Source organism: Streptomyces sp. NBC_00663 (assembly GCF_036226885.1).
GTDB lineage: Bacteria > Actinomycetota > Actinomycetes > Streptomycetales > Streptomycetaceae > Streptomyces.
In genome coordinates this window covers 918,043-942,660 of sequence record NZ_CP109027.1, presented here as the reverse complement: position 1 = coordinate 942,660, position 24,618 = coordinate 918,043, and the positions used below count along the sequence as shown (strand labels likewise).

At 70.7% G+C, this 24,618-nt stretch carries 26 protein-coding genes; 11 read left to right on the top strand and 15 right to left on the bottom strand.

Translation table 11 applies throughout. The annotated features are described in order from the left end of the window. The first annotated feature begins 183 nt into the window (after positions 1–183). The gene (locus OG866_RS04415) at positions 184–651 is read left to right on the top strand and encodes an ATP-binding protein (protein WP_329332078.1); all 468 of its coding nucleotides are present in this window, start codon (positions 184–186) and stop codon (positions 649–651) included. Between the two features lie 50 nt (positions 652–701). Here the strand turns inward: OG866_RS04415 and OG866_RS04410 are convergent, their stop codons facing one another. Next, positions 702–1,589 carry an RNA polymerase sigma factor SigF gene (locus tag OG866_RS04410; RefSeq protein ID WP_329332077.1) on the bottom strand — a complete coding sequence of 296 codons (888 nt, stop codon included), beginning with the start codon at positions 1,587–1,589 and terminating at the stop codon, positions 702–704. Positions 1,590–1,767: 178 nt separating this feature from the next. Then, complete coding sequence (locus OG866_RS04405) at positions 1,768–2,550, bottom strand: class I SAM-dependent methyltransferase (protein WP_329332076.1); 783 nt, start codon at positions 2,548–2,550, stop codon at positions 1,768–1,770. An 84-nt stretch (positions 2,551–2,634) separates the two neighbouring features. On the opposite strand from OG866_RS04405, the gene OG866_RS04400 reads away from it, so the two are divergent. After that, entirely contained in the window at positions 2,635–3,021 is a 387-nt protein-coding gene (locus OG866_RS04400; protein ID WP_329332075.1) for a helix-turn-helix domain-containing protein, read from the top strand. A 15-nt stretch (positions 3,022–3,036) separates the two neighbouring features. On the opposite strand, the gene OG866_RS04395 is transcribed toward OG866_RS04400, so the two are convergent. After that, positions 3,037–3,639 carry a ClpP family protease gene (locus OG866_RS04395; RefSeq protein WP_329332074.1) on the bottom strand — a complete coding sequence of 201 codons (603 nt, stop codon included), beginning with the start codon at positions 3,637–3,639 and terminating at the stop codon, positions 3,037–3,039. A 1-nt stretch (position 3,640) separates the two neighbouring features. Then, entirely contained in the window at positions 3,641–4,279 is a 639-nt protein-coding gene (locus OG866_RS04390; protein WP_329332073.1) for a ClpP family protease, read from the bottom strand. 253 nt (positions 4,280–4,532) lie between these two features. On the opposite strand from OG866_RS04390, the gene OG866_RS04385 reads away from it, so the two are divergent. Then, complete coding sequence (locus OG866_RS04385) at positions 4,533–5,015, top strand: VOC family protein (RefSeq protein WP_329332072.1); 483 nt, start codon at positions 4,533–4,535, stop codon at positions 5,013–5,015. 3 nt (positions 5,016–5,018) lie between these two features. Here OG866_RS04385 and OG866_RS04380 read toward each other — a convergent pair whose 3' ends face one another. The 4 genes from OG866_RS04380 to OG866_RS04365 form a co-directional block, all read right to left on the bottom strand. Beyond that, entirely contained in the window at positions 5,019–5,912 is an 894-nt protein-coding gene (locus tag OG866_RS04380; protein WP_329332071.1) for an SGNH/GDSL hydrolase family protein, read from the bottom strand. A gap of 90 nt (positions 5,913–6,002) precedes the next feature. Next, on the bottom strand, positions 6,003–6,128 hold the full coding sequence (locus OG866_RS04375; protein WP_329332070.1) for a hypothetical protein: 126 nt from the start codon (positions 6,126–6,128) through the stop codon (positions 6,003–6,005). A gap of 123 nt (positions 6,129–6,251) precedes the next feature. Then, positions 6,252–7,268 (bottom strand): LacI family DNA-binding transcriptional regulator, encoded by a 1,017-nt coding sequence (locus OG866_RS04370; RefSeq protein ID WP_329332069.1) that lies wholly within the window; start codon positions 7,266–7,268, stop codon positions 6,252–6,254. Between the two features lie 64 nt (positions 7,269–7,332). Further along, positions 7,333–8,850: an alpha-N-arabinofuranosidase gene (locus OG866_RS04365; RefSeq protein WP_329332068.1), complete on the bottom strand. Its 1,518-nt coding sequence runs from the start codon at positions 8,848–8,850 to the stop codon at positions 7,333–7,335. Between the two features lie 192 nt (positions 8,851–9,042). Here OG866_RS04365 and OG866_RS04360 point away from each other — a divergent pair, with 192 nt between their 5' ends. Next, complete coding sequence (locus OG866_RS04360) at positions 9,043–9,837, top strand: VOC family protein (protein ID WP_329332067.1); 795 nt, start codon at positions 9,043–9,045, stop codon at positions 9,835–9,837. Between the two features lie 41 nt (positions 9,838–9,878). Next, positions 9,879–10,577, top strand: a complete 699-nt coding sequence (locus OG866_RS04355) for a ribonuclease H family protein (RefSeq protein WP_329332066.1) — start codon at positions 9,879–9,881, stop codon at positions 10,575–10,577. Here OG866_RS04355 and melC2 read toward each other — a convergent pair whose 3' ends face one another. Continuing rightward, a complete protein-coding gene (melC2, locus tag OG866_RS04350; protein WP_329332065.1) occupies positions 10,578–11,402 on the bottom strand; it encodes a tyrosinase MelC2 in 825 nt (274 codons plus the stop codon). A 31-nt stretch (positions 11,403–11,433) separates the two neighbouring features. Further along, entirely contained in the window at positions 11,434–11,793 is a 360-nt protein-coding gene (gene melC1, locus OG866_RS04345) for an apotyrosinase chaperone MelC1 (RefSeq protein WP_329332063.1), read from the bottom strand. A gap of 313 nt (positions 11,794–12,106) precedes the next feature. Here melC1 and OG866_RS04340 point away from each other — a divergent pair, with 313 nt between their 5' ends. From OG866_RS04340 to OG866_RS04330, 3 genes are all read left to right on the top strand, one after another. Further along, a complete protein-coding gene (locus OG866_RS04340; RefSeq protein ID WP_329332061.1) occupies positions 12,107–13,327 on the top strand; it encodes an FAD-dependent monooxygenase in 1,221 nt (406 codons plus the stop codon). 87 nt (positions 13,328–13,414) lie between these two features. Further along, positions 13,415–14,869: an MFS transporter gene (locus OG866_RS04335; RefSeq protein ID WP_329343910.1), complete on the top strand. Its 1,455-nt coding sequence runs from the start codon at positions 13,415–13,417 to the stop codon at positions 14,867–14,869. Next, positions 14,866–15,471, top strand: coding sequence for a TetR/AcrR family transcriptional regulator (locus OG866_RS04330; protein WP_329332060.1), 606 nt, complete (start codon positions 14,866–14,868; stop codon positions 15,469–15,471). The genes OG866_RS04335 and OG866_RS04330 overlap by 4 nt, the downstream gene beginning before the upstream one ends. Here OG866_RS04330 and OG866_RS04325 read toward each other — a convergent pair. Then, on the bottom strand, positions 15,468–17,147 hold the full coding sequence (locus OG866_RS04325; RefSeq protein ID WP_329332059.1) for a cholesterol oxidase substrate-binding domain-containing protein: 1,680 nt from the start codon (positions 17,145–17,147) through the stop codon (positions 15,468–15,470). The genes OG866_RS04330 and OG866_RS04325 overlap by 4 nt on opposite strands. Before the next feature lie 137 nt (positions 17,148–17,284). Here OG866_RS04325 and OG866_RS04320 point away from each other — a divergent pair, with 137 nt between their 5' ends. Together OG866_RS04320 and OG866_RS04315 are read left to right on the top strand one after the other, a co-directional pair. After that, a complete protein-coding gene (locus tag OG866_RS04320) occupies positions 17,285–18,268 on the top strand; it encodes an aldo/keto reductase (RefSeq protein WP_329332058.1) in 984 nt (327 codons plus the stop codon). A 59-nt stretch (positions 18,269–18,327) separates the two neighbouring features. Next, the gene (locus OG866_RS04315; protein ID WP_329332056.1) at positions 18,328–18,816 is read left to right on the top strand and encodes a DUF6328 family protein; all 489 of its coding nucleotides are present in this window, start codon (positions 18,328–18,330) and stop codon (positions 18,814–18,816) included. Positions 18,817–18,822: 6 nt separating this feature from the next. Here the strand turns inward: OG866_RS04315 and OG866_RS04310 are convergent, their stop codons facing one another. The 3 genes from OG866_RS04310 to OG866_RS04300 form a co-directional block, all read right to left on the bottom strand. Then, positions 18,823–19,257 carry an SsgA family sporulation/cell division regulator gene (locus OG866_RS04310; protein ID WP_329332055.1) on the bottom strand — a complete coding sequence of 145 codons (435 nt, stop codon included), beginning with the start codon at positions 19,255–19,257 and terminating at the stop codon, positions 18,823–18,825. A 62-nt stretch (positions 19,258–19,319) separates the two neighbouring features. After that, complete coding sequence (locus tag OG866_RS04305) at positions 19,320–20,375, bottom strand: hypothetical protein (protein ID WP_329332053.1); 1,056 nt, start codon at positions 20,373–20,375, stop codon at positions 19,320–19,322. Between the two features lie 96 nt (positions 20,376–20,471). Beyond that, complete coding sequence (locus OG866_RS04300; protein WP_329332051.1) at positions 20,472–21,446, bottom strand: LLM class F420-dependent oxidoreductase; 975 nt, start codon at positions 21,444–21,446, stop codon at positions 20,472–20,474. Positions 21,447–21,530: 84 nt separating this feature from the next. On the opposite strand from OG866_RS04300, the gene OG866_RS04295 reads away from it, so the two are divergent. Further along, positions 21,531–22,922 carry a serine hydrolase domain-containing protein gene (locus tag OG866_RS04295; protein WP_329332049.1) on the top strand — a complete coding sequence of 464 codons (1,392 nt, stop codon included), beginning with the start codon at positions 21,531–21,533 and terminating at the stop codon, positions 22,920–22,922. Between the two features lies 1 nt (position 22,923). Here the strand turns inward: OG866_RS04295 and OG866_RS04290 are convergent, their stop codons facing one another. Beyond that, positions 22,924–24,537 (bottom strand): serine/threonine protein kinase, encoded by a 1,614-nt coding sequence (locus OG866_RS04290; protein WP_329332047.1) that lies wholly within the window; start codon positions 24,535–24,537, stop codon positions 22,924–22,926. Positions 24,538–24,618: the final 81 nt, after the last annotated feature.

Sequence of the window (24,618 nt, the reverse complement as noted above, 5' to 3'; positions counted from 1 at the left end):
CCGGGGCACACAACGGAAAACATCTTGGACATAAGCGGCGACTCCTCCGCACCGAATGCCTCGGACGTGACGTCATCACCGGTGTGACCGACACGACCCGTTTTGGGGACTGCGGCGCGCTGCTCGGGGTACGAGCACTGGTGCAGCAGCGTCCGGCGAGTCCGGCTTCCGAGAGAGAAACGCATGATCGAACACCTGAACGGGGCAGTGATATCGACTGGTTTCGACGTGCCCGTGGACCCCTTGCGCAGGGCGGCCCACTACACCGGCGAACCGGGATGCATCGCTGAGGCCCGCCACTTCGCCGCCCAATTCCTCGACCAGCTCAGGACCGAGTGGTGCGCCGAGATCGGCGCCCGGGTCGACGACGCGGTGCTCCTGGTGGTGAGCGAGCTGGTCACCAACGCCGACCGGCACAGCAACGGCCCGTACATCCTGGACCTGGAGGGCACGGACGCCGCCGTGACCGTGTCCGTCTACGACAGCAGCGCCGCGCTGCCGCTGCGCTTCGCGAAGGACCCGGAACGGGTCGGCCGGCACGGTCTGGAGATCGTGCACGCGCTGGCGGCGCGGGTCACCGCCGAGCGTGTACCGGTCGGCAAGCGGGTCAGCGCGGTACTCCGACTCGCCGAGGAACCCGATGAGGGGTGATCGCCGGGACGTCCGTCCCGGCGATCACCCCTCACCTGCGCTCATGGCCCTCAGGCGCAGCCCAGTTCACCCAGCATTCCCTCGCGCAGTCGCGCGATGATCCGCTTGATCAGCCGGGACACATGCATCTGGGAACAGCCCAGCTGTTCGCCGATCTCCGCCTGGGTGGCCTCCTCCACGAACCGCAGATGGATGATCTGCCGGTCCCGGTCGCTGAGTTCCGCCATCAGCGGCGCGAGCGACTGGAAGTCCTCGACCAGCCGCAGCCCGTACTCCTCGACACCGATGAAGTCGGCCAGCACCGACTCGCCGTGCTCGGGACCGTCGCCGGTCAGAGCGGCGTCCAGCGAGGAGGAGTTGTAGCCGTTGGAGGCGATCTGGCCCTCGACGACCTCGTTCTCGGAGATGTTCATCAAGGTGGCGAGCTCGGCCACCGTCGGCTCCCGGTCCAGCCTGCTCGCCAGTTCCTCGCGCGCCTTGGCCAGCTCCACCCGCAGCTCCTGGAGCCGCCGCGGCACATGCACCGCCCAGGTGGTGTCCCGGAAGAACCGCTTGATCTCACCGACGATGTAGGGCAGAGCGAAGGACGTGAACTCGACCTCCCGCGCGAGCTCGAACCGGTCGATGGCCTTGATCAGGCCGATCATGCCGGTCTGGACGATGTCCTCCATGTCGTCCCCGCGACCGCGGAACCGGCCGGCGGCGAACCGCACCAGGGACATGTTCATCTCGATGAGCGTGTTGCGCGCGTACTGGTATTCGTGTGTGCCTTCCTCGACCTCCGTCAGGCGCTGGAAGAACTGGCGGGACAACTCCCGCGCGTCACGCGGAGCCACACTCCGCGGATCCGCGACTCCCGGCAGCGGTCCGTCACCCGTGCTGGTCCCGGCGGTCCCCTCGATGAGCTGAGCCTGCGACCCGGTCACGGCGGTGTCCATTTCCTCTCCCACGTCACGGTTGGACCGGCGGGCGACCCGCCGGTTCTCTCTCAGCGCGTACCCCTGGTCGCACAACGCATGCGTGTGAAGGCGGTCGAGACGAAGAAGAGTGGCGGGGAGGGGGCGCCTGGCGTGCGGCGCGAGCTTGGATCTATGACGCAGGTCACAGATCGCGTGGTCACGCTTCGGTGCGCGTGGCCGTGATCAGGTCGTGGAGATAGCGCTTGGTGACACGGCCGTCGTAGCCGGAGTCGATCAGCTCCCGGACGCACGCCAGCAGCCCCGCGCGGCGCGAGGCCTCCAGCGCGCGGTGGTTCGAGTAGGTGCACAGGACGTCCAGGTACTCGTCGGTGGTGTACGTGATCTCCTGGAAGTACCGGATCACCTCGACGTCGGCCAGCCGCGGGCAGCCCTCGAACTCCTCGGTGCGGGTGGGGATCTCCGCGGCCTCCTTGAGCAGCAGGCCGGGCGGGGTGTCCGGGTCCCAGCGCCGATAGCACTCCTGGGACCGATGGAAGAACTCCGTGGTGCCGCCCGCCACATGATCGGTGACGACGACCGCCAGCCGGCCGCCGGGCGCCAGCGCGTCTGCGGCCTTCTCCACCCGCAGGGCCGGGTCGAGCCAGTGCCACGCGGTGGCGCACACCATGAGGTCGAAGGGATCGGCCGGCAGCGGCCATGTGTCGAAGTCCGCCACCTCCACGGAGACCTGCGGGAACTCCTCCAGCCGCCGACGGGCCACGGCGGCCATGTCGGGGCCCAGCTCCACCGCGGTGATCCGGCACCCGAACCGCGCGAGCGGCACCGTGAGTTGACCGGTGCCGGGCGCGACCTCAAGGACCCGGCGCCCAGGCCCGAGACCGGCCGCGCGGCCCAACTCGGCGACCAGGGCGGCGGGATAGGTGGGCCGTGCCCGTTGGTACAGCTCCGCGTCCTCGTCGAACGTCTCCCTCAGCGCCATGCCCCGGCCCTCCGCCTCCGTGATTCCACCCAGGGCAGAATGCTGATCCCTTCCCATGACGTCCAACGCTTTTAGGCTGAGGAGGTGACCGAACAAGCGCCGAACCGAGCCCGCGTCATCCCTCTGCGCCCGGCCGCCGCCCGCCCGGCCGCCGCGCCGCCGCCCAGGGAACCCCTGTGGCGGGACCTGGTCGGCGACGTGCTGCGGCGTGAACGGCTCGCCCAGGAGCGCACGTTGAAGGACGTCGCCGACGCGGCCCGGATCTCGATGCCGTACCTCTCCGAGGTGGAGCGCGGCCGCAAGGAAGCCTCGTCGGAGGTCCTCGCGGCCGCCGCCCAGGCCCTCGGCCTCGGCCTCGGCGACCTGCTCGGCCGCGCCCAGGGCGAGCTGCTCCGGATCACCAGCCGGACCTCCGCGGGCGGTCGCCGGGCGACGACCTCGTCGTACGACGGACTCTGCCTCGCCGCCTGACGCGCACCCGGCGCCTCACACCGTCACGAGGCGCCGGCTCAGTACTTCGTCGGCCAGTCCGTACGCCACGGCCTCCTGCGCGGTGAAGAACTTGTCGCGGTCCATGTCGGCGCGCAGCGTCGCGATGTCGTGGTGGGTGTGTCGGGCGAGCACCTCCTCCACCTGTGCGCGGATCCGGATCATCTCCTTGGCCTGGAGCGCGAGGTCGGAGATCATGCCCCGGCTGCCGCCGCTGGCCGGCTGGCCGAGCAGCACGCGCGCGTGCTCCAGCACGATCCGGCGCCCGGGATCCCCGCCGGCGAGGAGCACGGCCGCGGTGGAGGCCGCCTGCCCGACGCAGACCGTCGAGATCGGGGCCTGCACATAGGTCATCGCGTCGTAGATCGCCATGAGTGAAGTGAACGAGCCGCCGGGGGAGTTGATGTAGATCGAGATCTCGTGGTCCGGGGCCGAGGACTCCAGGTGGAGGAGTTGCGCGATGACGACGTTGGCGACACCGTCGTCGATCTCGGTGCCGAGGAAGATGATCCGCTCCGACAGCAGCCGGCTGAACACATCGGAGGAGCGCTCGCCGTGCGCGGTGCGCTCGACGACGTACGGAATCGTGTAGTTCCCCATGTCACAGCCCCATCCGTCGCTTCGAGGCGGCCGGGCGGACGTCCGCGAGGGACTCCAGGACCCGGTCCACCATGCCGTACTCCCTGGCCTCCTCGGCCGTGAACCAGCGGTCCCGGTCGCCGTCGTGGGCGATGGTCTCCGGGGTCTGGCCGGTGTTCTCGGCGAGCAGCCGCTCCATGGTCCGTTTGCTGTGCTCCAGGTTCTCCGCCTGGATCGCGACGTCGGCCGTGGTGCCGCCGATGCCGGCCGACCCCTGGTGCATCATGATCCGCGCGTTGGGCAGGGCGTACCGCTTGCCGGGCGCGCCGGCGCAGAGCAGGAACTGCCCCATGCTCGCCGCGAAACCCATGGCGAGGGTCGACACGTCGTTCGGGATCAGCCGCATCGTGTCGTAGATGGCGAGACCCGCGTACACCGAGCCGCCGGGGCTGTTGATGTACAGGCTGATGTCGGTGCGCGGGTCCTCGGCCGACAGGATCAGCAGCTGCGAGCAGACGCGGTTGGCGGAGACCTCGTCGACCTGCGTGCCGAGCAGGACGATCCGCTGCCCGAGCAGTTGGGCGGCCAGATCGTCGTCGAACCGGGAGGGCGGGGTGTCGCCCTCCTCGGCCCGCGGCAGGAGCGGGGTGAGTGCAGTCATCGGTTCGCCTCCGTACGGAGTGGTCGGGGATGCCGTCGACCTCACTCTTGACCCGACCGGCCGCCGGTAGGCGATTTCTCTGCCCGTGGCAGATTCGCCACGGGCAGAGAACCCGACCGACAGTCCGCCGGTGCGCCCGGATGGCAGGACGGATCTGTCGGCCGTTCGGGGCGGTCGGCAGTGCCGCCGATGAGTTTCGCGGCATGGATCAGTCGACACCCATGACAGCGGATCCACGCCCCAGGAGGAACTCATGGCAACCGACGGTTTCACCACGTGTCTCTGGTTCGACGGCCAGGCCGAGGAGGCCGCCCACTACTACGTCTCGATCTTCAAGAACTCCAGCATCGGCTCGGTCGCCCGGGTCAACGAGGCCGGGATGGGCGAGCCCGGTTCCGTGATGGCCGTGGACTTCACGGCCAACGGCCACAAGTTCGTCGCGCTGAACGGCGGACCGCAGTTCAAGTTCACCGAGGCGGTCTCCTTCCAGCTCTTCTGCGAGAACCAGGAGGAGATCGACTACTACTGGGCCAAGCTCACCGAGAACGGCGGAGAGCCCGGCCCCTGCGGCTGGCTCAAGGACAAGTACGGCGTGTCCTGGCAGATCGTCCCGGACAACCTGATCGCCATGATCAGCGACCCGGACCCGGCGAAGGCGACCCGGGTGACCAAGGCGTTCATGGCGATGGGCAAGTTCGACAAGGCCGAGCTGGAGCGGGTCTACGCGGGCGAGTGAGCGTCAGCCGGCCGGGGTCCGGGAGATCACCCGGGTGATCTCCCGGGCGATGCGCAGGATGCCGGGCGAGCGGATCGGGCACGGCTTCGGCGTGGACGTCGTGGGCGCCAGACAGAAGTGCAGATAGTCCTTGTCGAGATGCAGGGCGGTCCGGTCCCGGCCCGGCTCGGTGCAGTAGTCGGGGTGCTCGTGCTCGTAGGCGTCGCACGGCAGGTACTGGACCCAGCTGTAGCGGGCCCCGGCCGCGCTCACCCGGGCCCCCGCGTCCGCGACGACGTCCCCGGAGGCGGCGGCCTGCTTCTCGTACAGCTCGTTGACGCGCCGGACCCGGTCGGGGGTGATCGGGTCCGGCCCCTGCGCCACCCACACGATCCGCGGCCGCGCGGCGCCGCCCGCGGCGGCGATCTGCTCGGTCAGCCGGGCCATGTCGGCCCGGTACCGCTTGTAGTACGTGGCCGGGTCGTCGGCGTGCGTGATGCCGTCCATGCACCAGGTGTAGCCCCACGCGTTGCCCCAGAACTGGAGCACCACATAGTCCGGACGCAGCGACCGCACCAGCGCCGCCGCCTTGTCGGCGTCCGGTACGAGGGACTTCGCGCCGGTGCCCTCCAGGTAGTCGCAGACCGTCGTCCCCGAGTACGGGCGGCTCGTGTAGTCGGCCCGCAGATCCCGGCGCAGCTGCTGACCGAGCACCTTCTGCGCCTCCATCGCGAGGGAGTCCCCGAGATAGAGCACCTTCGGCGCCTTCGCCGGGGCGCTGGGGCCGGCGGCGGCACGTTGGTGGGTGGTGCCCGCGGTGACCGAGGGCGGCGGCGCCTCCGGTCCGGACTCCGGGTCCCCGCACGCGCCGAGCAGCGCTCCGGCCAGCAGTAACCCCACGATCCACGGCTTGCGCATGCGGCAACTCCCGCCCCGGACACCGTAAACGGCTCCCCAGGCAAGCACAGCCGGGTGCAAGGGGGAAGACCCTCGCCGGTCGGGACGGGGCTACGGGCGGGCGTAGCGCTCCAGCAGGTCGAGGAGGTCGTTCGGTGGCAGCGGCTTGGCCAGGTGCGCGTCGAAGCCCGCGGTACGGGACTGGGTGCGGTCGGCGCCCTGGCTGAATCCGGACACGGAGATGAGCCGCAGCCCGTCGCCGTGCGGGCGGGCCGGTCACGAACGGCCCGCTCATCGCCGAACTCCGCGGCGACACGGACCTTGCCACCGTCTCTTGGTGAGGGCGGAGGCCTTCGGAAGTCATGCCGGATCGTCGCCCGTGGACTCCCGTACCACCACCGTGAATTGACTGACGAACTCCTCCGGCTCCGGCCGGGACCCGGTCCCCTCGATCCGCCGGACCAGGAGGCCTACGGCCCGTTCCGCCATCGTGTCGTGGTCCGGGTCGACGGTGGACAGGGACGGCACCAGAAACCCGCTCTCGGAGACGTTGTCGAAGCCCATCACCTTGACCTGCTCCGGTACCCGCACCCCGGCATCGGCCAGCCCGCGCAGCACCCCCATGGCCACGGTGTCGGTCACACAGAACACCCCGTCGAAGTCGAGCCCGCTCGCCACCATCTCCCGGGCGCAGCGCGCCCCTTCGGCCAGCGAGAAGGCCGCCAGCCGTCGGTGCAGAACCGGGTCCGGGACCAGACCGGCCTCCTCCAGAGCCTGCCGGTACCCGCTGTGGCGCAGGCTCGACACGTCGACCTCCTCGCCGACCGCGCCACTCACGAACGCGATGCGCCGACAGCCCCGTTCGACGAGATGGCGGGTGGCGGCCCGGGAGGCGTCGACGTTGGGCATCGCCACGTGGTCCACCGGGCCGCCGAAGATCCGCTCGCCCAGGATGACCACCGGGTGGTCCATGGTCAGCCACTCGGTGTCCTGCGGCCCCATGCCCACCGTGCTGAGGATGAGCCCGTCGTAGAGACGGTTGCGGGACAGGGCCAGCGCCTCGAGTTCGCTCTCCCGCAGGGCGTAGGTCTGCTCGATGGCGACCCGCAGGCCGAGCGGCGCGGCCGTGGCGATGATGGCCGCGGCCAGCCGTCCGTAGTAGGGGCTGTCCACCTCCGGGACGGCCAGCCCGATGGTGCCCGTACGGCCCTTGCGGAGATTGCGGGCGGAGACGTTGACGCGGTAGTCGAGGCGGACCATGGCCTTGAGGACCTTCTCCCGCGTCGCCTCACTCACCTTGGAGTGACCGTTGATGACATTGGACACGGTCATCGCCGAAACGCCGGCCGCCCGCGCCACGTCCTGCATGGTCGCCATGGTCACCCCCTGTTCCGCGCCGCCGAGTTCCTCGGAACCATTACACCCCGGCCCGGGGCGCGGCTCAGGCCAGCCGGCCCTGGACGGTGACGAAGGAGTGCGGCGGCAGGGTGAGGACGAGCCCCTGGTCGGTCGTCCTGAGGTCGTCGAAGGGGCGCGGAGCCACCGTCTCCGGCGTGCCGGGGGCGTTGTGGTCCTGGAGCTTGTCGGCGGTGAGGATGCGGCCGGTCGTCCCGCCGATGGCGCCCCCACGCAGGTCGAGCGTCACCCGCGCGGGCTCCTCCGCGTCGAGGTTGGACAGCGAGATGAGCACCGCGCCGTCCTTGACGCTGGCGGAGGCGGACAGGGTCTCCAGCTCCGCGTCACCGACGGTGCGGCGACTGCGGTCCGACTTGAGGTGGACGGTGAGTGAAGTGGCGTCCTGGTGGCCCTTGTTCATCTCGAAGACGTGGTAGGTCGGGGTGAGGACGAGGGCGTCGCCGTCGGTGAGGACCATCGCCTGGAGGACGTTGACGGTCTGGGCGATGTTGGCCATGTGCAGCCGGGCCGCGTGCTTGTGGAAGATGTCGAAGTGGGTGGAGGCGACGAGCGCGTCGCGCAGGGTGTTCTGCTGGAACAGGAACCCCGGGTTGGTGCCCGGCTCCACATCCCACCAGGTGCCCCACTCGTCCAGCACCAGACCGACCGTGCGGCCGGGGTCGTAGACGTCCATGACCGTGGAGTGACCCGCGATGATCCGGTCGATGCGTTGAGCCGCGGCCATCGTGCGGTAGTAGTCGTCGGTGTCGAAGACGGTGGCGCTGCCCTTCGCCTCCCACGGGCCGGACAGCGTGTAGTAGTGGAGCGAGATGCCCTGGAAGAAGTTGCGCGGTGTGGCCTCGCAGCCGAAGCAGCTGATCTGCTGCATCAGCGTCTCGGTCCATTTGTAGTCGGCGTCCGAGGCACCCGAGGCGATGCGGTAGAGCTTGTTGTCGCCGTGGTCGCGGCAGTACGTGGCGTACTGGCGGGCCAGGTCGGCGGAGTACTCGGCGCGCATGTTGCCGCCGCAGCCCCAGGTCTCGTTGCCGATGCCCCAGAACTTCACCCGCCAGGGCTCCTGGCGCCCGTTGGCCTTGCGCAGGCGGACCATGGGGCTGTCGCCGGCGCGGGTGAGGTATTCGACCCACTCGCTCATCTCCTGCACCGTGCCGGAGCCGACGTTGCCGTTGATGTAGGGCTCGGCGCCCAGCAGTTCGCACAGGGCCATGAACTCGTGGGTGCCGAAGTGGTTGTTCTCCTCGACGTCGCCCCAGTGGGTGTTGACCATGGTCGGGCGCTGCTCGCGCGGGCCGATGCCGTCCTTCCAGTGGTACTCGTCCGCGAAACACCCGCCCGGCCAGCGCAGGTTCGGAATATGCAGGGCACGCAGGGCCTCGACGACATCCAGGCGGATGCCGCCCTCGTTCGGGATCGGCGAGTCCTGGCCGACCCAGAACCCGCCGTAGACGCAGCGGCCGAGATGCTCGGCGAAATGACCGTAGAGATGGCGGCTGATCGTCGGACCCTCGATGTCGAGGTTGATGACCGCGGTGCTGTCTGACACTGGGCGCGCTCCAGGACGAGGTTCGGCTGATCGGGTTTATCGTTAAACCCGTCACTAAAACTCGCCCAACCGAACGCCCTGAGTCAAGGGGTCGGGTCCCGGCGCGGGAACCACCGTTCGACGCGCGGCCCGGCGGACACGTGGCTAGCGTGAGGAACCGGACCACCCACCGAATCGGAGAGGGCCGCCACCATGGCCGTACAACCTGAGGGAACCCCCTGTTGGGCCGACGCGATGTTCAGTGACGTGGAGGGCGCCAAGACCTTCTACGGCGACGTCCTCGGCTGGACCTTCGGCGAGGCGTCGTCGGAGTACGGCAATTACACGCAGGCCTACGCGGGCGGCAAGGCGGTCGCGGCCGTCGTCCCGCCGATGCCCGGGCAGGAGGGGCACTCGCAGTGGTGCCTGTACTTCGCCAGCCCGGACGCGGCGGCCACCGCGGCCAAGATCCGCGACAACGGCGGCGAGGTCCTGATGGAGCCCATGGCGGTCGGCGACTTCGGCACCATGTGCCTGGGCCGGGACCCGGGCGGCGCCGTGTTCGGCGTGTGGCAGGCCGGTGTCCACGAGGGCTTCGAGGCCGTCGGCACCCCTGGTGCGTACGCCTGGGCGGAGATCTTCACGCGGGACCCCGACAAGGTGGACGCGTTCTTCCCGGCCGTCTTCCCGTACTCCATGAAGCGGATGGAGGACGACTCGATGGACTTCCGCATGTTCGACGTCGGCGAGAAGACGGTCGTCGGCCGGATGAAGATGACGGAGGAGTTCCCGCCGGAGGTCCCCTCGTACATCAACGTCTACTTCGCGGTCGCCGACTGCGACGACGCCGTCGCCAAGGCCACCAAGCTCGGTGGCACCCTGCGCTTCGGCCCGGTGAACAGCCCCTTCGGCCGGTTCGCCGCCCTCAGCGACCCGCAGGGCGCGAGCTTCTCGGTCATCGACATGTCGACGACCGAGGGCGAGATGCCCAAGATCAGCGAGGTGTGAGGTCCCGGGCCCGGTTGCCCGTCGCCTCTTCCGGCCGTGGCATGATCGGTCCCATGCGTGAACGTGTGGTGGCCGCGTGCGACGGTGCATCGAAGGGAAACCCCGGACCGGCCGGCTGGGCCTGGGTCGTCGCCGACGAGACGGAGACCCCGGCCCGCTGGGAGGCGGGGCCGCTCGGCAGGGCCACCAACAACGTCGCGGAACTCACCGCGCTGGAACGCCTGCTGACCGCGGTCGCCCCGGACGTGCCGCTGGAGATCCGGATGGACTCCCAGTACGCCATGAAGGCCGTCACCACCTGGCTCCCCGGCTGGAAGCGCAACGGCTGGAAGACGTCCGCGGGCAAGCCGGTCGCCAACCAGGAACTGGTCGTGCGCATCGACGAACTCCTCGACGGCCGCACGGTCGACTTCCGTTACGTCCCCGCCCACCAGGTCGACGGCGACCGACTGAACGACTTCGCCGACCGCGCCGCCAGCCAGGCGGCCACGATCCAGGAGCCCGCGGGCAGCGACCACGGCTCACCCGAGCCGCCGCCCTCGCCCGACACCCCGAAGACCTCCCGCCCCGCCAAGGCCAAGTCGCCCCGGCGAAGCGGTGGTTCGGCCTCCTCGTCCCGCACGATCAAGGCGAAGTTCCCCGGCCGCTGCATGTGCGGCCGCCCCTACGCCGCGGGCGCGGACATCGCCAAGAACGACCAGGGCTGGGGCCACCCGGAGTGCCGTACGGCAGGGGCCTGATCAGTCGGTGTCGAAGGTGTAGTGCGCCCGGTGGTCCAGCAGGTCCGCCGGGCGTACGTCGTTCCAGGGCTTCATCGTCTCGCCGAGGTCCACCACGTCCGGTGTCCCGGCGGTCGGCAGATACCCCGAGCCGGGGTGCCTGCGCTGCCACTCGGCCCACAGCTTGTCGACGTAGGCGTGGTGCAGCCAGAACACCGGGTCGTTGGGGGAGACACCGGTCGCCATCTGGCCGCCGACCCAGACATGGACCCGGTTGTGCAGATTGACCCCGCGCCAGCCCTCCAGGTGGTTGCGGAAGCCGTCCGACGCGCTGTTCCAGGGCGCCATGTCGTACGTCGCCATCGCCAGCACGGAGTCGACCTCCGCCCGTGTCGGCAGCTCGCGCACGGAGGTGCCGAGCGAGCGGCGCAGGAACGTACGGCCGTCCACCCGCACGGATATCGGCCAGTTGCCCGTCGAGGCGGCGAACGGGCCGTCCGTCACCTGGCCGTCCCGGCTGCGGCCGGTGCCGCCGAGGAAGTCCGGCGCCCACAGTGAGGCACGCGGGGAGCGGTCCACGGACCAGTCCCAGTACGGCAGCGCGACCGAGGCGTCCACCGACTGCAAGGCCCGCTCGAACTCCAGCAGGTATCTGCGGTGCCAGGGCAGGAACGACGGTGAACGGTGGCCCGTACGTTCGCTGTTGTCGGTGTCGGACATGATGAACGCGTTGTGCGTGGTGACGAAGGCGTCGTAGCGGCCGCTGCGCTTCAGCTCCAGGACGGCGGCGACGAACCGCCGCCTCTCGTCGGCGGACAGGCTCGCCTGGTTCTTGCGGACGGTCATGTGCGGTACTCCAAAGCGGTGACGGGAAAGGTCAGTTGGCCGGGGACGCCGGGAACGGGAGGAGCGCCGCGCCCTGGAGTTCGTCGACCGCGGCGCGTGCGGCGGCCTTCGGGGTGGGCACCGGGTCGTAGTGGCTGACGACGCTGATCCAGCTGCCGTCGGCGTTGCGCATCAGGTGCAGCTCGACCCCGTCGATGAACACCGCGTAGTCGGCGCCGTGGTGGTGACCGCCGCCCGTGGCGGGCCGGCCCTGGATCCGGCGGCCCTTGTAGACCTCGTCGAAGGTGTCGGGGGAGTGGTGGTCGTGTGCGGTGGCCTGCGGGGCGACGGCGACCGTGGCGGCGACGGCGGCCGCGGCGGCGAGGGCGTGACGCCGGGTCAGTTCGGGCACAGGGGCAGTCCTTTCGGAGGGGGTGGTGGATGACCCCGTATGCCTATCGGTGCCGAAGGGGCGACTGCGACCGGTTGGCTACGATCCGGACAATTCCCGATATCTCGTGCAACCTTGAACGAAGATGATCTTGCTGTGAAGGGCCGGCCCTGAGCTCCGGAGGAGGAAATTCCACCGTGTGCGCCCCGCCTCGCAGGTGATCTTTTGCGCGGCGGCGCCTCGCCGGTGACCTGCCTCACCCGCGGAAGCTGGCGCAAACCCCTGCTACCCTGCGTCGTCAAATGACCGCTCTGAGTGATTCCCAGGGGTGCGCGTGAAGGTCGCCTGTGTCGGAGGCGGGCCCGCCGGCCTGTATCTGTCGATCCTGCTCAAGCTGCGGGACCCGTCCCACGACATCACCGTCCACGAGCGCAATCCCGAGGGCTCGACCTACGGCTGGGGCGTCACCTACTGGCGCGGACTGCTCGACAAGCTGCACGAACACGACCCCGAGTCGGCCCGCGCCGTCGAGGAGCACTCCGTGCGCTGGAACCACGGCGTCGCCCACGTCCGGGACCTGGCCACCCGCCAGGACGGCGACGAGGGCCACGGCATCGGCCGCCACCGCCTCCTGGAACTCCTCGCCACCCGCGCCCGCTCGCTCGGCGTCCGCCTGGAGTTCGAGCACGGCATCACCCCGGAGAACCTGCCCGACGCCGACCTGGTCGTGGCGGGCGACGGCGTCCACAGCGCGCTGCGCACCGCACACGCCGACCGTTTCGGCACGGAGGTCAGAGCCGGCCGCAACCACTACATCTGGCTCGGCACCACCAAGGTCTTCGACGCCTTCACCTTCGCCTTCGTCGAGACCGACCACGGCTGGATCTGGTGCTACGGCTACGGATTCGGCCCCGACCGCAGCACCTGCGTCATCGAATGCGCCCCCGAGACCTGGACCGGCCTCGGCCTCGACCGCGCCGACGAGGGCGACGGGCTGGCGCTGCTGGAGAAGCTCTTCGCCGACATCCTGGACGGCCACGCCCTCATCGGCCGCTCCTCGGCCGACGGCGGCACCCAGTCCCAGTGGCTGAACTTCCGCACCCTGACCAACCGCACCTGGTCCCACGGCAACCTCGTGCTCATGGGCGACGCCGCCCACACCACGCACTACTCCATCGGCGCGGGCACGACCCTCGCACTGGAGGACGCCATGGCCCTGGCGGACGCCCTGCACGAGCACTCCGCGCTTCCCGAGGCCCTGGCCCGGTACGAAGAGCGGCGCAAGGCCGAGCTGCTCTCGGTCCAGAGCGCCGCTCGGTACAGCGCCCAGTGGTACGAGAACCTCCCGCGCTACATCGACCTGCCCCCGGAGCAGATGTTCGCCCTGCTCGGCCAGCGTCACTCACCACTGCTGCCCTACGTCCCGCCCCAGCTCTACTACCGGATCGACCGGGCGGCCGGGCGCCTCGACGCCCTGCGCCGGTTCAAGCGCTGGCTGGGGCCGAAGATCGCACGGAACGTCCACGCGCGGGCCCTGGGCTCCCGCAAGGACTGAGCGATCGTCGAGAATTCCACTAGGTGAATGGCTATTCACCGACTAGGGTGAATAGCCATTCACCCTTTTTTCGTGCCTGGAGTGCCGATGGACGCGCCCGCTCCGATACCCCGCCCGCTCCGGGACCGGCTGACCGTCCCGGTGCTGGCCTTCGGCGGCATCCTCATGGCCGTGATGCAGACCGTGGTCGTTCCCCTGCTGCCGGACCTGCCACGGCTGACCGGTGCCTCACCCGGCGCCGTCTCCTGGATGGTCACCGCGACCCTGCTGTCCGGAGCCGTGCTCACCCCGGTCCTCGGCCGGGCCGGGGACATGTACGGCAAACGCCGCGTTCTCATGGCGGCGCTCGCGCTGATGGTCCTCGGCTCGGTGCTGTGCGCCCTGTCCTCCGACATCCGCGTGCTCATCGCCGCCCGCGCCCTGTCCGGCGCCGCCTCCGCCGTCGTACCGCTGTCCATCAGCATCCTGCGCGACGAGCTGCCGCCGGAGCGCCGGGGGAGCGCGGTGGCGCTGATGAGCTCGACCGTCGGCATCGGTGCCGCGCTGGGGCTGCCGCTCGCGGCCGTGATCGTGCAGTACGCGAACTGGCACACCATGTTCTGGGTGACCGCGGTCCTGGGCGCCGCGGGCGTCGGCTCGGTGTGGTGGGCGGTACGGGAGTCGCCGGTGCGCGAGCCGGGGCGGTTCGACGTGCCGGGCACGCTGGGGCTGGCCGCCGGGCTGGTGTGTCTGCTGCTCGGGGTGTCACAGGGCGGGCAGTGGGGGTGGGGCAGCGCGCGGATCGTCGGACTGTTCGCGGCGGCCGTTCTCGTCCTGGGCGTGTGGTGGTGGCAGCAGTTGCGTGCCGAACGACCCCTGGTGGACCTGCGGTTGGTGTCCCGGCCGAGCGTCGGTCTCTCGCACGTGGCCGCGCTGCTCACCGGGTTCGCCTTCTACGCCAACTCGCTCGTCACGGCCCAGTTGGTGCAGGCGCCCGAGGCCACCGGGTACGGGCTCGGGCTCTCGATCGTGCAGACCGGCCTCGTGCTGCTGCCGGGCGGCCTCATCATGCTGCTGCTCTCGCCCCTGTCCGCCCGTATCTCGGCGGCCCGTGGCCCGCGCGTCACCCTGGCGCTGGGCGCGGCGATCATCGCGGTGGGGTACGCGGTGCGGATCGCCGACAGCCACGACCTGTGGATGATCATGGTGGGCGCGGCGGTCGTGGGCACCGGCACCACGCTGGCGTACTCGGCGCTGCCGACGCTCATCCTGCACGCCGTCCCGGCCGGACAGACCGCGTCCGCCAACGGCGTCAACGTCCTGATGCGCACGATCGGGCAGGCCGTGTCGAGCGCCGTCGTCGCCGCGGTCCTGGTCCGGCACACCAGTCCCGTCGGCGGGCTCCCCGTGCCCACCCTGCACGGATATCTGCTCGCCTTCGGCATCGCGGGCGCCATCGCCCTGGCGGCCAGTGCGACCGCGCTCTGCATCCCGGGCGACCCGGACAAGGGCGGGACCCGGCGTTCCCGGGGAGCCCGGAAGGAGGTGTTGGAGGGAGCATGAGCACCGTGAGCACCCCACCCACCGTCTCCGACCCCGCACCCGCACGCCGGGACGCCGAGGCCACCAGGGCGGCGATCCTCAAGTCCGCCCGCTACCTCCTGGCCCGGCACGCCCACACCGACATCACCCTCAAGGACGTCGCCGAACGTGCCGGCGTCAGCCCGCCGCTGATCCTCAAGTACTTCGGCAACAAGGACGCCCTCTTCGCCCGCGTCATGTCCTTCGAAGCCGACGCGCAGGCGCTGCTGGACGCCCCGCTGGGCGAACTGGGCCGGCACATGGTCCGGCACGTCCTGGAGAGCCAGAGCGAGCGCGGCGCCGACCCCCTGCTGCGGATCGCGTTCGCCCCCCTGCACGGAGAACAGGGCGACATCCTGCGCGCCAACTTCCGTACCCAGGTCACCGAACACCTCGCCGACCGCCTCACCGGCCCCGACTCCGGCCTGCGCGCCGAACTGGCCGTCGGCACCCTGCTGGGCCTGGGCGTGATGTACGGCATCGCCCGCGGCCCGCATCTGAGGTCGAGCGCGATCGAGAACCTCGTCGACCGCTACGCCCCGGTCGTACAGGCCCAGTTGACGCCCTCCAGTCCCACGGACTAGCCGAACAACCGGTCCAGGAAGGCGTTTCCGAACACCCGGTGCGGATCGAGCCGGTCCAGGATCCCGGCCGCCTGATCCCATGCCCCGTCCCCGAGCGACGCAGGCACCACCGTGCCCAGCACCTCGTCGTCGTCCCACACCGCGTTCTCGGTGTAGGCCCAGCCCTTGGACCACTCGACGCGGGTGAGGGCGTCCGTGCCGTCGTAACGGTCCAGCAGGAACCGCTCCAGCTCACGCAGGAACTTCTCCGCGTACGGCGTCCCCGGCAGCGTCAGCACGTCCAGCCAGACGGCGGTGTCCCACTCGGGGTGGTCGGCGTCGGGGCGCAGCGCGGACAGCAACGGGGCCTCGGCACCGTCGAGTTCGGCGTCCGCCGGATGGTCCAGGCCAGTCACCCGGATCTCCATCGAGCCGTTGACCGGGAAGCGGCCGAGCGCGGCGTACGCGGCGACCCGCTCCCGGTAGAAGTCGGTGAACTCGGAGACGACCCGCTGCACTTGGGCCCTGCTGGTGAGGACGGCGTAGCCGTTGGCGTTGATCCGCAGGGTCGTGGGCTTGATGTAGAGCAGGGTGTTCTTGGACGGTCCCCAGATGTCCGCGGACAGGGTGGTCACCAGCCCCAGCGCCGCCGCGTCGGCCTGCGCGTTGCCGAGCACCGGCGCCAGATACCAGGCCGCGTCCGCGACCATCCGCCCGGCGAGATCCGCCACCAGCGTCGGGACGTTGTCGGAGAACGGGTAGTTGTACGGCGTTGTCACCCGCCGCGAGGTGAGCGGCTTCGTCGGCTCGACGCTCCACACCTTCAGCCAGGGGAACTCCGTGAAGGCGAACCAGATCGCCTCCACGCGCCCCGCCTCGTCCAGATGGCTCGCGAGGGTGCGGCCGTCGCCGCCGGGCGCGGCGAAGAGCTCCGCGGCCGGGATGTCCGTCCGGCTCACGCACCGCAGATTGCTGTTCGCGCCCACCCGCAGCACGACCTCGATGACGAGGGCCCGCCCGAGATGGGTCAGCAGCGCGGCGGCGTCGGCCTCGTCGCGCTCGTATCTCCGCAGGACATAGGCGTCACTGTCCTCGTCCCACACCACCGCCGTCACCGACAGCACCCGGTTGCTGAGCGAGCCGTACGTCTGCCCCGGCAGCCGCGCCTCGCCCCGCGCCGGTACGGCACTGCCGTGCGCGTCGATCGCCAGGGCGCCGCCGAGGCTGAGGTCGCCGGGGGCGGGAGCCGCGGTGAGCCCGAGGCCGTGTCCCTCCAGGAAGGTCAGGAGGGACTCCATCGAGACGCCCGCACCGGCCCGCACGGCGTTCGCCGCGTCGAGGGACATGCCGGTCAGATGGGCGGTCGTGTCGACCAGGAGCACCGGCGCGTCCGACGACGTGCCCTCGGTGATCGTCAGCGGTGACCAGCCGTGCGAGAAGCCCCGGGCGCGGACCCGCCAGCCGTTGCGCCAGGCCCAGTTGACGACGGAGACCGCCTGCTCGCCGTCGGCCGGCGCACAGGCCCACAGACCGACGGCGGTGATCTCGCCGACCCAGTTCCGGTACGCCGAGCGGTAGAGGGCGACGTCCTCGGGGAAGTCCGGCAACTCCTGGGCGGCGACGGCCGGATCGGCCGGCAGGAGGGTCAGGGCGGCAGCGCTGAGGAGGAAGCTTCTGCGGGTCCAGTTGTGAGTCACGGGGTCAAGCTAGGGACCTGCTTGACAGAGAGCGCTTGTCCGTCGAGCCCTTTCACTCTTGTGAGTGAATCATTCACAGGTGCCGCGCCGGAGGGGCCCGTTCCGCGCACAAGCGTGACGGATGACAGACTGACGCCATGGACGAGCGCACTTTCGGCAGGTTGGGTCAGCGGGCATCCGTCATCGGTCTCGGCACATGGCAGCTGGGTGCCGACTGGGGAGACGTCGACGACAAGGAAGCCCTTTCGGTACTGGAGGCCGCGGCCGAGTCCGGGGTCACCTTCTTCGACACCGCCGACGTCTACGGCGACGGCCGCAGCGAGCAGACCATCGCCACGTTCCTGCGCAGCCGCCCCGATCTGCATGTGTTCGTCGCGACGAAGATGGGCCGCCGCGTCGACCAGATCCCGGAGAACTACGTCCTCGACAACTTCCGCGCCTGGAACGACCGTTCCCGCCGCAACCTCGGTGTCGACCGCCTCGACCTGGTGCAGCTGCACTGCCCGCCCACGCCCGTCTACTCGAACGACGAGGTCTACGACGCCCTCGACACCCTCGTCGCCGAGGAGCGCATCGCCGCGTACGGCGTCAGCGTGGAGACCTGCGAAGAGGCCCTCACCGCGATCGCCCGGCCCGGTGTGGCGAGCGTGCAGATCATCTTCAACGCCTTCCGCATGAAGCCGCTCCAGAAGGTGCTCCCCGCCGCCCAGGAGGCGGGCGTCGGCATCATCGCCCGGGTGCCGCTGGCCTCCGGTCTGCTGTCGGGCAAGTACACCAAGGACACCGTCTTCCCCGAGAACGACCACCGCACCTACAACCGGCACGGCGAGTCCTTCGACGTCGGCGAGACCTTCTCCGGCGTCGACTACACGACCGGCGTGGAGGCCGCCGCCGAGTTCTCCGCCCTCGCCCCCGAGGGGTACACCCCCGCCCAGCTCGCGCTGCGCTGGATCATCCAACAGCCGGGCATCACCACCGTCATCCCGGGCGCCCGCAACCCGGAGCAGGCCCGCGCCAACGCGGCCGCCGCCACGCTGCCGGAGCTGTCCGACGAGACGCTCTCGGCCGTCCGGGACATCTACGAGCGGCGGATCAAGGACCAGGTCGAGAACCGCTGGTAGTCCGCGCGGACGGCGAGCCCGGTTGTTTGAACGATCAGGCACCGGGTTACCCGTCCCGCATGGTGCAGGCACCGGAGAGGCGTACCGGCCGTGACGAGACCGCGGACGAGCGAGCCGACCGTATGTGGGGCGAGCTCATGCAGGAGATCCGCGTCGCCCAGATGGGCGTGCAGATCCTGTTCGGGTTTCTGCTGACCGTCGTGTTCACCCCGAAGTACGCGGACCTCGGCCACACCGAGAAGGCCATCTACATCGTGACGGTCGTCCTCGGTGCCACCGCCACCGGCGCCCTCATCGGCCCGGTGTCCCTGCACCGCCTGGTCTCCGGCCGGCGCATCAAGCCGCGGGCGGTGGAGTGGGCGTCCAGGCTGACCTTCATCGGGCTGCTGCTGCTCCTCGTCACTACCGCCTCCTCGCTCCTGCTGATCCTCCGGGTGGCCACCCACGACGCGTTCGTGCCGTGGCTGGTCACCGCGGTCGTGGTCTGGTACCTGCTGTGCTGGTTCGTCGTGCCGCTGTGGATCCGGCACCGCTATACGACGAAATGAGTACGGCTACTCGGCCCGGTCCTGTGCGAAGAGCTCGGCGAGGAAGTCGTCGACCCCCGTCTTCTCGCTGCCCGGCGGGACCAGCTCGCGCGTTCTGCGCAGGAACGTGGTCACCGCCGGGGCCCACATGAAGACCACGGCGTGGTGCCGGCCGCCGTCGGGGTGGGCATTGCCGAAGAACTCGACCCGCAGCTCGTGCCCCATGCCCGTCGACACCGGACCCATGCGTACGTCTCCCACCCCGACCGGGCTGAACAGCCCCTCGGCGAGCATCTCCCGGTCGAGCCGCCAGCGGGCGAGCACCCGGCCGTCATGGCTGAACACCGCCGTGACGGCGAACGGGTCCGAGGCGTCGTAGGACAGGTGGGCGAGCACGGGAAAACGGTGCGCGACGCCCGCCTGGAGCTGCACGACCAGGGACTTGTGCACGAGGGGGTTCACCTGAGGGCCTCCGGGGAGAACGGACTTGGTTCCCTCTAGTACCCCCGTCGCGCACAAGATGCTCACTCCTGGGGGTGATTCCCGTGGGCCCCGCGCAACGCAGTGATGCACACGCCGATGGCCTGCTGCAACTCCTCCAGCTGCTGGACCATGTCGTCCTCGTAGAAGTCCTGCGCGTCGTCGAAGGTCAGCTCCTCGAACACCTTCGTCGCCTTCTGGAGACTGCTGTAGAACTTCGTCCGCCGTTCCTGGACCCGGAGTTCGGGGTCGGCCTCCACGGCCTCGACGACGAGGGTCTTCATGGTGTCGTAGGCCTCGGTGGCCCACTCGCCGGTGTCCTCGTCGTCCTCCAGCTCGTCCAGGAGCGACAGATGGCGCTCGGCCTCCTGGCGGAGGTCGACGGGCGCGTCGACGGTCTGACCGGCGGGGGTCTTGATCTGGCCGGACTCGGCGATCTGGCGGACGTAGCCGATCCGGTCCGCGGCGCGGCTCTCGGTGGCGACGGCCTTCTTCAGGTCGTCGGTGCGCACGACGTCACGGGCCAGCTCGGACTGGAGCTCCGGGTCCTCGCGCACCCGGTCGAGGAGCGCCTGGCGGGCCGCCCGCGCGGTGGAGGGGTCGGCGAGGATCGCGGCGCGCAGCGCGGTCGGGTTCTCGGCGACCTCCAGTGCCTTCGTCGGCCGGATGCCCTCCGCCTCGGCGGCCTCGGCGATGGCGGTACCGCGCTCGGACGTGGCGCTGTTGCGGGAGACGTAGTAGCCGAGCCACACGTCGGCGTCCGGCAGCTCCACCTCCTGGCCCGGCGTGAGCGCCTCGAAGTGCGGGACGAGACCGTCGTCGGCGGCCCGGTCCCACGCCTTGTAGTAGCGCATGACACGATCGGCGGAGCAGCCGGCGAGTTCGGCGAACTCCTTCGCCGACACCTTCGGCGTCTCGTCCGCGCCCTGGCCGCCGGGCCGTACGCTGCGCGCCACCATCAGGCCGAAGGCCCATCCGCCGGTCCGCGCGTAGGTCCCGAACTCACGCGCGTCTCGCGCCACGAGGTCGGACAGGGGCGCGGGAGACGACTCGGGCGTCGTCTCGGGCGACGTCTCGGACGGAGCGATCGCTAGGGTCACAGGTGTCTCTCCTGGGGAGGGGCTGGTGGGGCTGCACGAGTGCAGACCGGCAGCCTATATCGACCCATTGGCGATGCTTTGGCAGGCCCTCTGTGTCTAGTGGTCGAGGGCGTCGTGGAGCGCCGGGAGCAGGGTCTTCTCCGCCCAGTCCAGATACGCCGGCTGCGACTCGCCGCCGATCTGCACCAGGGCGATCTCCGTGAACCCGGCGTCCGCGTAGGGACGTACGGCCTCGACGAAGTCGTCCGGGTCGTCGCCGCACGGGATGGACGCGGTGACGTCGTCCGGCGTCACGAACTGGGTCGCCGACGCGAACGAATCCGGGTGCGGCAGCTCGGAGTTGACCTTCCAGCCGCCGCCGAACCAGCGGAACTGGTCGTGCGCCCGGTGCACGGCCGTGTCCCGGTCGGGGTCGTAGCAGACCGGCAGCTGGCCCACGCGCGGCTTGCCCGCGCCGCCGTGCCGGTCGAAGGAGTCGAGCAGGGCCGCCTTCGGCTCCGTCGCGATCACCAGGTCGGCGAGGCGGCCCGCGAGCGCGCAGGACTGCTCACCGGACACGGCGACGCCGATCGGCACCGGCTGGTCCGGCAGGTCCCACAACCGGGCCGACTCCACGTCGAAGTGGGTGCCGCGCCGGTTCACATGACCGCCCGCGAAGAGCGCCCGGATGATCTCCACCGCCTCCTCCAGCATCTCGTGCCGCACGTCCACGGACGGCCAACCACCGCCCACCACATGCTCGTTGAGATTCTCCCCCGAGCCGAGCCCCAGCCGGAACCGGCCCTGCGACAGCAACTGCATCGTCGCCGCCTTCTGGGCCACGACCGCCGGGTGGTAGCGGAAGGTCGGACAGGTCACATAGGTCATCAGCGGAATGCGCGAGGTCGCCTGCGCGGCGGCGCCGAGCACACTCCACGCGTACGGGGAGTGCCCCTGCGAGCGCAGCCACGGAAAGTAATGGTCCGAGGTCACCGAGAAGTCGAAACCCACCTCCTCGGCCCGCACCACATGGTCGACGAGCTCTCGGGGCCCGGCCTGCTCGGTCATCATCGTGTATCCGATTTGCACCATAAGCGGCGAGTCCCCTGGCTGGGCCGCGGAAAACGGCCGACGGGCATCTGGATCATGGGGGACCCACCGGGGGAGGATGCCCGCATGAGTGCGCGCCCCCTCCCCACGAGCACCCCGTCCGCCGAAGGCGTCGGCGCGTCCGGCGTCCACGCCTTCCTCGACGCCGTCGAGGCCTCGCCCGACATCGAGCCGCACAGTCTGATGATCCTGCGGCACGGCAAGGTCGTGACCTCCGGCTGGTGGGCGCCGTACACCGCCGACCGCCGCCATCTCCTCTATTCGCTCAGCAAGAGCTTCACCGCGACGGCCGCCGCCTTCGCCGTGGCCGAGGGACTGCTGCGGCTCGACGACCCGGTGATCTCGTACTTCCCGGAGTTCGACGCCGACATCACCGACCCACGCAGCCGCGCGATGCTGGTCCGCCACGTTACGACCATGGCCAGCGGCCACGCGGCCGAGACCCATGAACGGGCGCTGGAGACGGACCGCGAGGAGCCGGTGCGCGGCTTCCTCCTGCTGCCGCCGGACGCTGACCCGGGCACGGTCTTCGCCTACAACCAGCCCACCACCTACACCCTCGCCGCGATCCTCCAGCGGGTGACCGGCCAGTCCCTCACCGACTATCTGCGCCCCCGCCTCCTCGACCCGATCGGCATCGGTGACGTGGCCTGGCTGGCGGGCCGGACCGGACGCCAGCTCGGCTACAGCGGACTGCACGCCACCACCGACGCGATCGCCCGGCTCGGTCAGCTCTACCTCCAGGGCGGCACCTGGGAGGGCGAGCGGGTGCTGCCCGAGGGGTGGGTCGAGGAGGCGACCCGGTCCCACATCCCGAGCGGCGACGAGACCTGGTCGGCCGACTGGCGGCTCGGGTACGGCTACCAGTTCTGGATGTCCCGGTTCGGCTACCGCGGGGACGGGGCCTACGGGCAGTACTGCCTCGTGCTGCCCGAGCAGGACGCCGTGGTCGCGATCACCGGGGCCACCGACCAGATGCAGGCGGTGCTGGACCTCGTCTGGCGGCACCTGATCCCCGCGTTCGGCCGCACCACCCCCGAGGCGGACGCCTCGCTGGCCGAGCGGACGGCCGCGCTCGCCCTGCCGCCGGCCGCGGGCAAACCCGCCGTGCTGGAGACCGCGGTCGTGTTCACGCCGTACGACGGTGGCGGCGCCGAGCTTCCGAAGCTGACGGCGGTGGAGGTCGACGCGGCCGGGCGGCGGGTGACCTTCGTCGAGGACGGGCACCGCCTGGAACTGGGGTTCGGTGAGCCGGGATGGACCGTCACCGAGGCGCCGGTACCGGCCGCGGTGAGCGGCGGCTGGACCGACGAGGACACCCTGGTGCTCGACGTGGCGCTGCTGGAGACACCGCACCACGTCGAGGTGGCCTGCTCGCTCACCGACCGGACGTTCACCGCGAAGTGGCGCACACGGCCCCTGCACAGCTCCCGGATCCTGGCGATGCGCGCACCGTGACTCAGGCTGACGGCACCTCGAAGGTCCGCAGGACCGTCTCCAGGGCCTCCTGGTCGGCCGCGTCGTCCCAGTCCGCCGCCGGTGTCGTCCAGCGCAGCGAGTAGCCGCGCCCGTCGCCGATCAGGAAGCCCCGGCCCAGGGTCCGCACACAGACACCGTCGACGGTGGCGAGCCACTCCATGTCGGCGGCCTCGCGGCCCTGGTACGTCGTCGCGCGGATGTCCCCGAGGCGCCGGTAGTTCCCGGACTGCTTCAGTCCCGGCTCGACGTCGTCCCGCCAGACCGCGACCGGATCGTCGCCCACGCGTGTGCTGTAGGTGACGGCGAGGGTGCGCGGGTCGCCCTCGGCGCCGAGGACGACCCGGTACGCCAGATCGTCCTGCTTCCTCGTGCTCAGCACCTCCCAGCCCCGGGGAAGAGAGACGGAGAACCCCTGAGGCGCGGTGTAGCGCTGGAAGTCCGGGGACGAGGCGGACGGCGACGGCGACGGGGCCGCGGTGGTCGGCGGGGGAGTAGGAGTGGGGGTGGGGGTGGGGGTCGGCGTGGGGGTCGGCTTCGGTGAGGGCTGCGCCGTCTGTCCGCCGGTGGCCGAGGCGGTCGGTCTGACGGGCGGGGCGTCGGCCGCGGAGTCGTCGGAGTCCGTGGGCAGTTGACCCGTCGCCGCGAGGACCGCGGCGGTGACGGTGACCACGGCCAGCGCCGTGCCCGCGGCCATCGTGCGCCGGCTCCGGCCCGGCCCTGCCGCGTACAGGCGGCGCGGCCGGGGCGCGGGGTCCGCCGCCATCGACGCGTCGGGGTTCTCGGTCACGACGCGGGTCAGGGCCTCGCGGACCGTCTGCCGACTGAGCCGTTCCCGGGAGTTCTTGCGGAGCAGCCCCTGCACGGTCGGGGTGAGCGGCCCGGCCCGCACCGGGCTGCGCAGCGGCAGCCGGTCCACGCCCTTCAGCGTCGTCTCCGGGCTGTCCCGGTCCCGGAACGGCGGCCGCCCCTCGACCATCGTGTAGAGCATCGCGCCCAGCGCCCACAGGTCCGCCGCCGGCCCGATCCGCTCGTCCCGGGCCTGCTCCGGGGAGGCGTACGACGGTGCGCTCACCCGGGGAGCGAGGGTCGCGCCGGCCAGCCCGAAGCCGGTCACCACCACGGGGCCCCTGTCCCGCACGAACACCTGGCCCGGACTGAGCTCGCCGTGTGTGATGCCCTCGCCGTGCCCGGCCTCCAGCACGTCGAGCAGTTCCAGGCCGACGCGGGCCGCCCGGACGTAGGTGAACGAGCCCTGCCGCTTGAGGAGTTCGCCCAGCGGGGTGCCGTCGAGCCACTCGGTGACGGTCCACAGGGTGCCGTACTCCTCGACCGCGTCGACGACGACGGCGACCCGGCCGGGGGCCAGCCGCTCCATGGTCTCGGACATCCGGACGACCCGGGCGACGGCCCGCCGCGAACTCTCGCCGTCCGGATCGGGCGGCAGACCGATCTGGGTGAGGAGGCAGGGGCCACCGGCCTCGATGTCCTCGCCGTACCAGCAGACACGGTTGGTCTCGCGGTGGAGGACATCGAGGAGCCGGTACCGTCCCGCGATCAGCTCTTGTGTGGAGACGTGCGCCTTGACCATGGTCATCCCTCGCTGAACCCCTGGCTCTCACCTTTCCCACAGGTACGAGGGGCGCGACGGGGTGCGTTCAGCCGAACGGCAACTGCT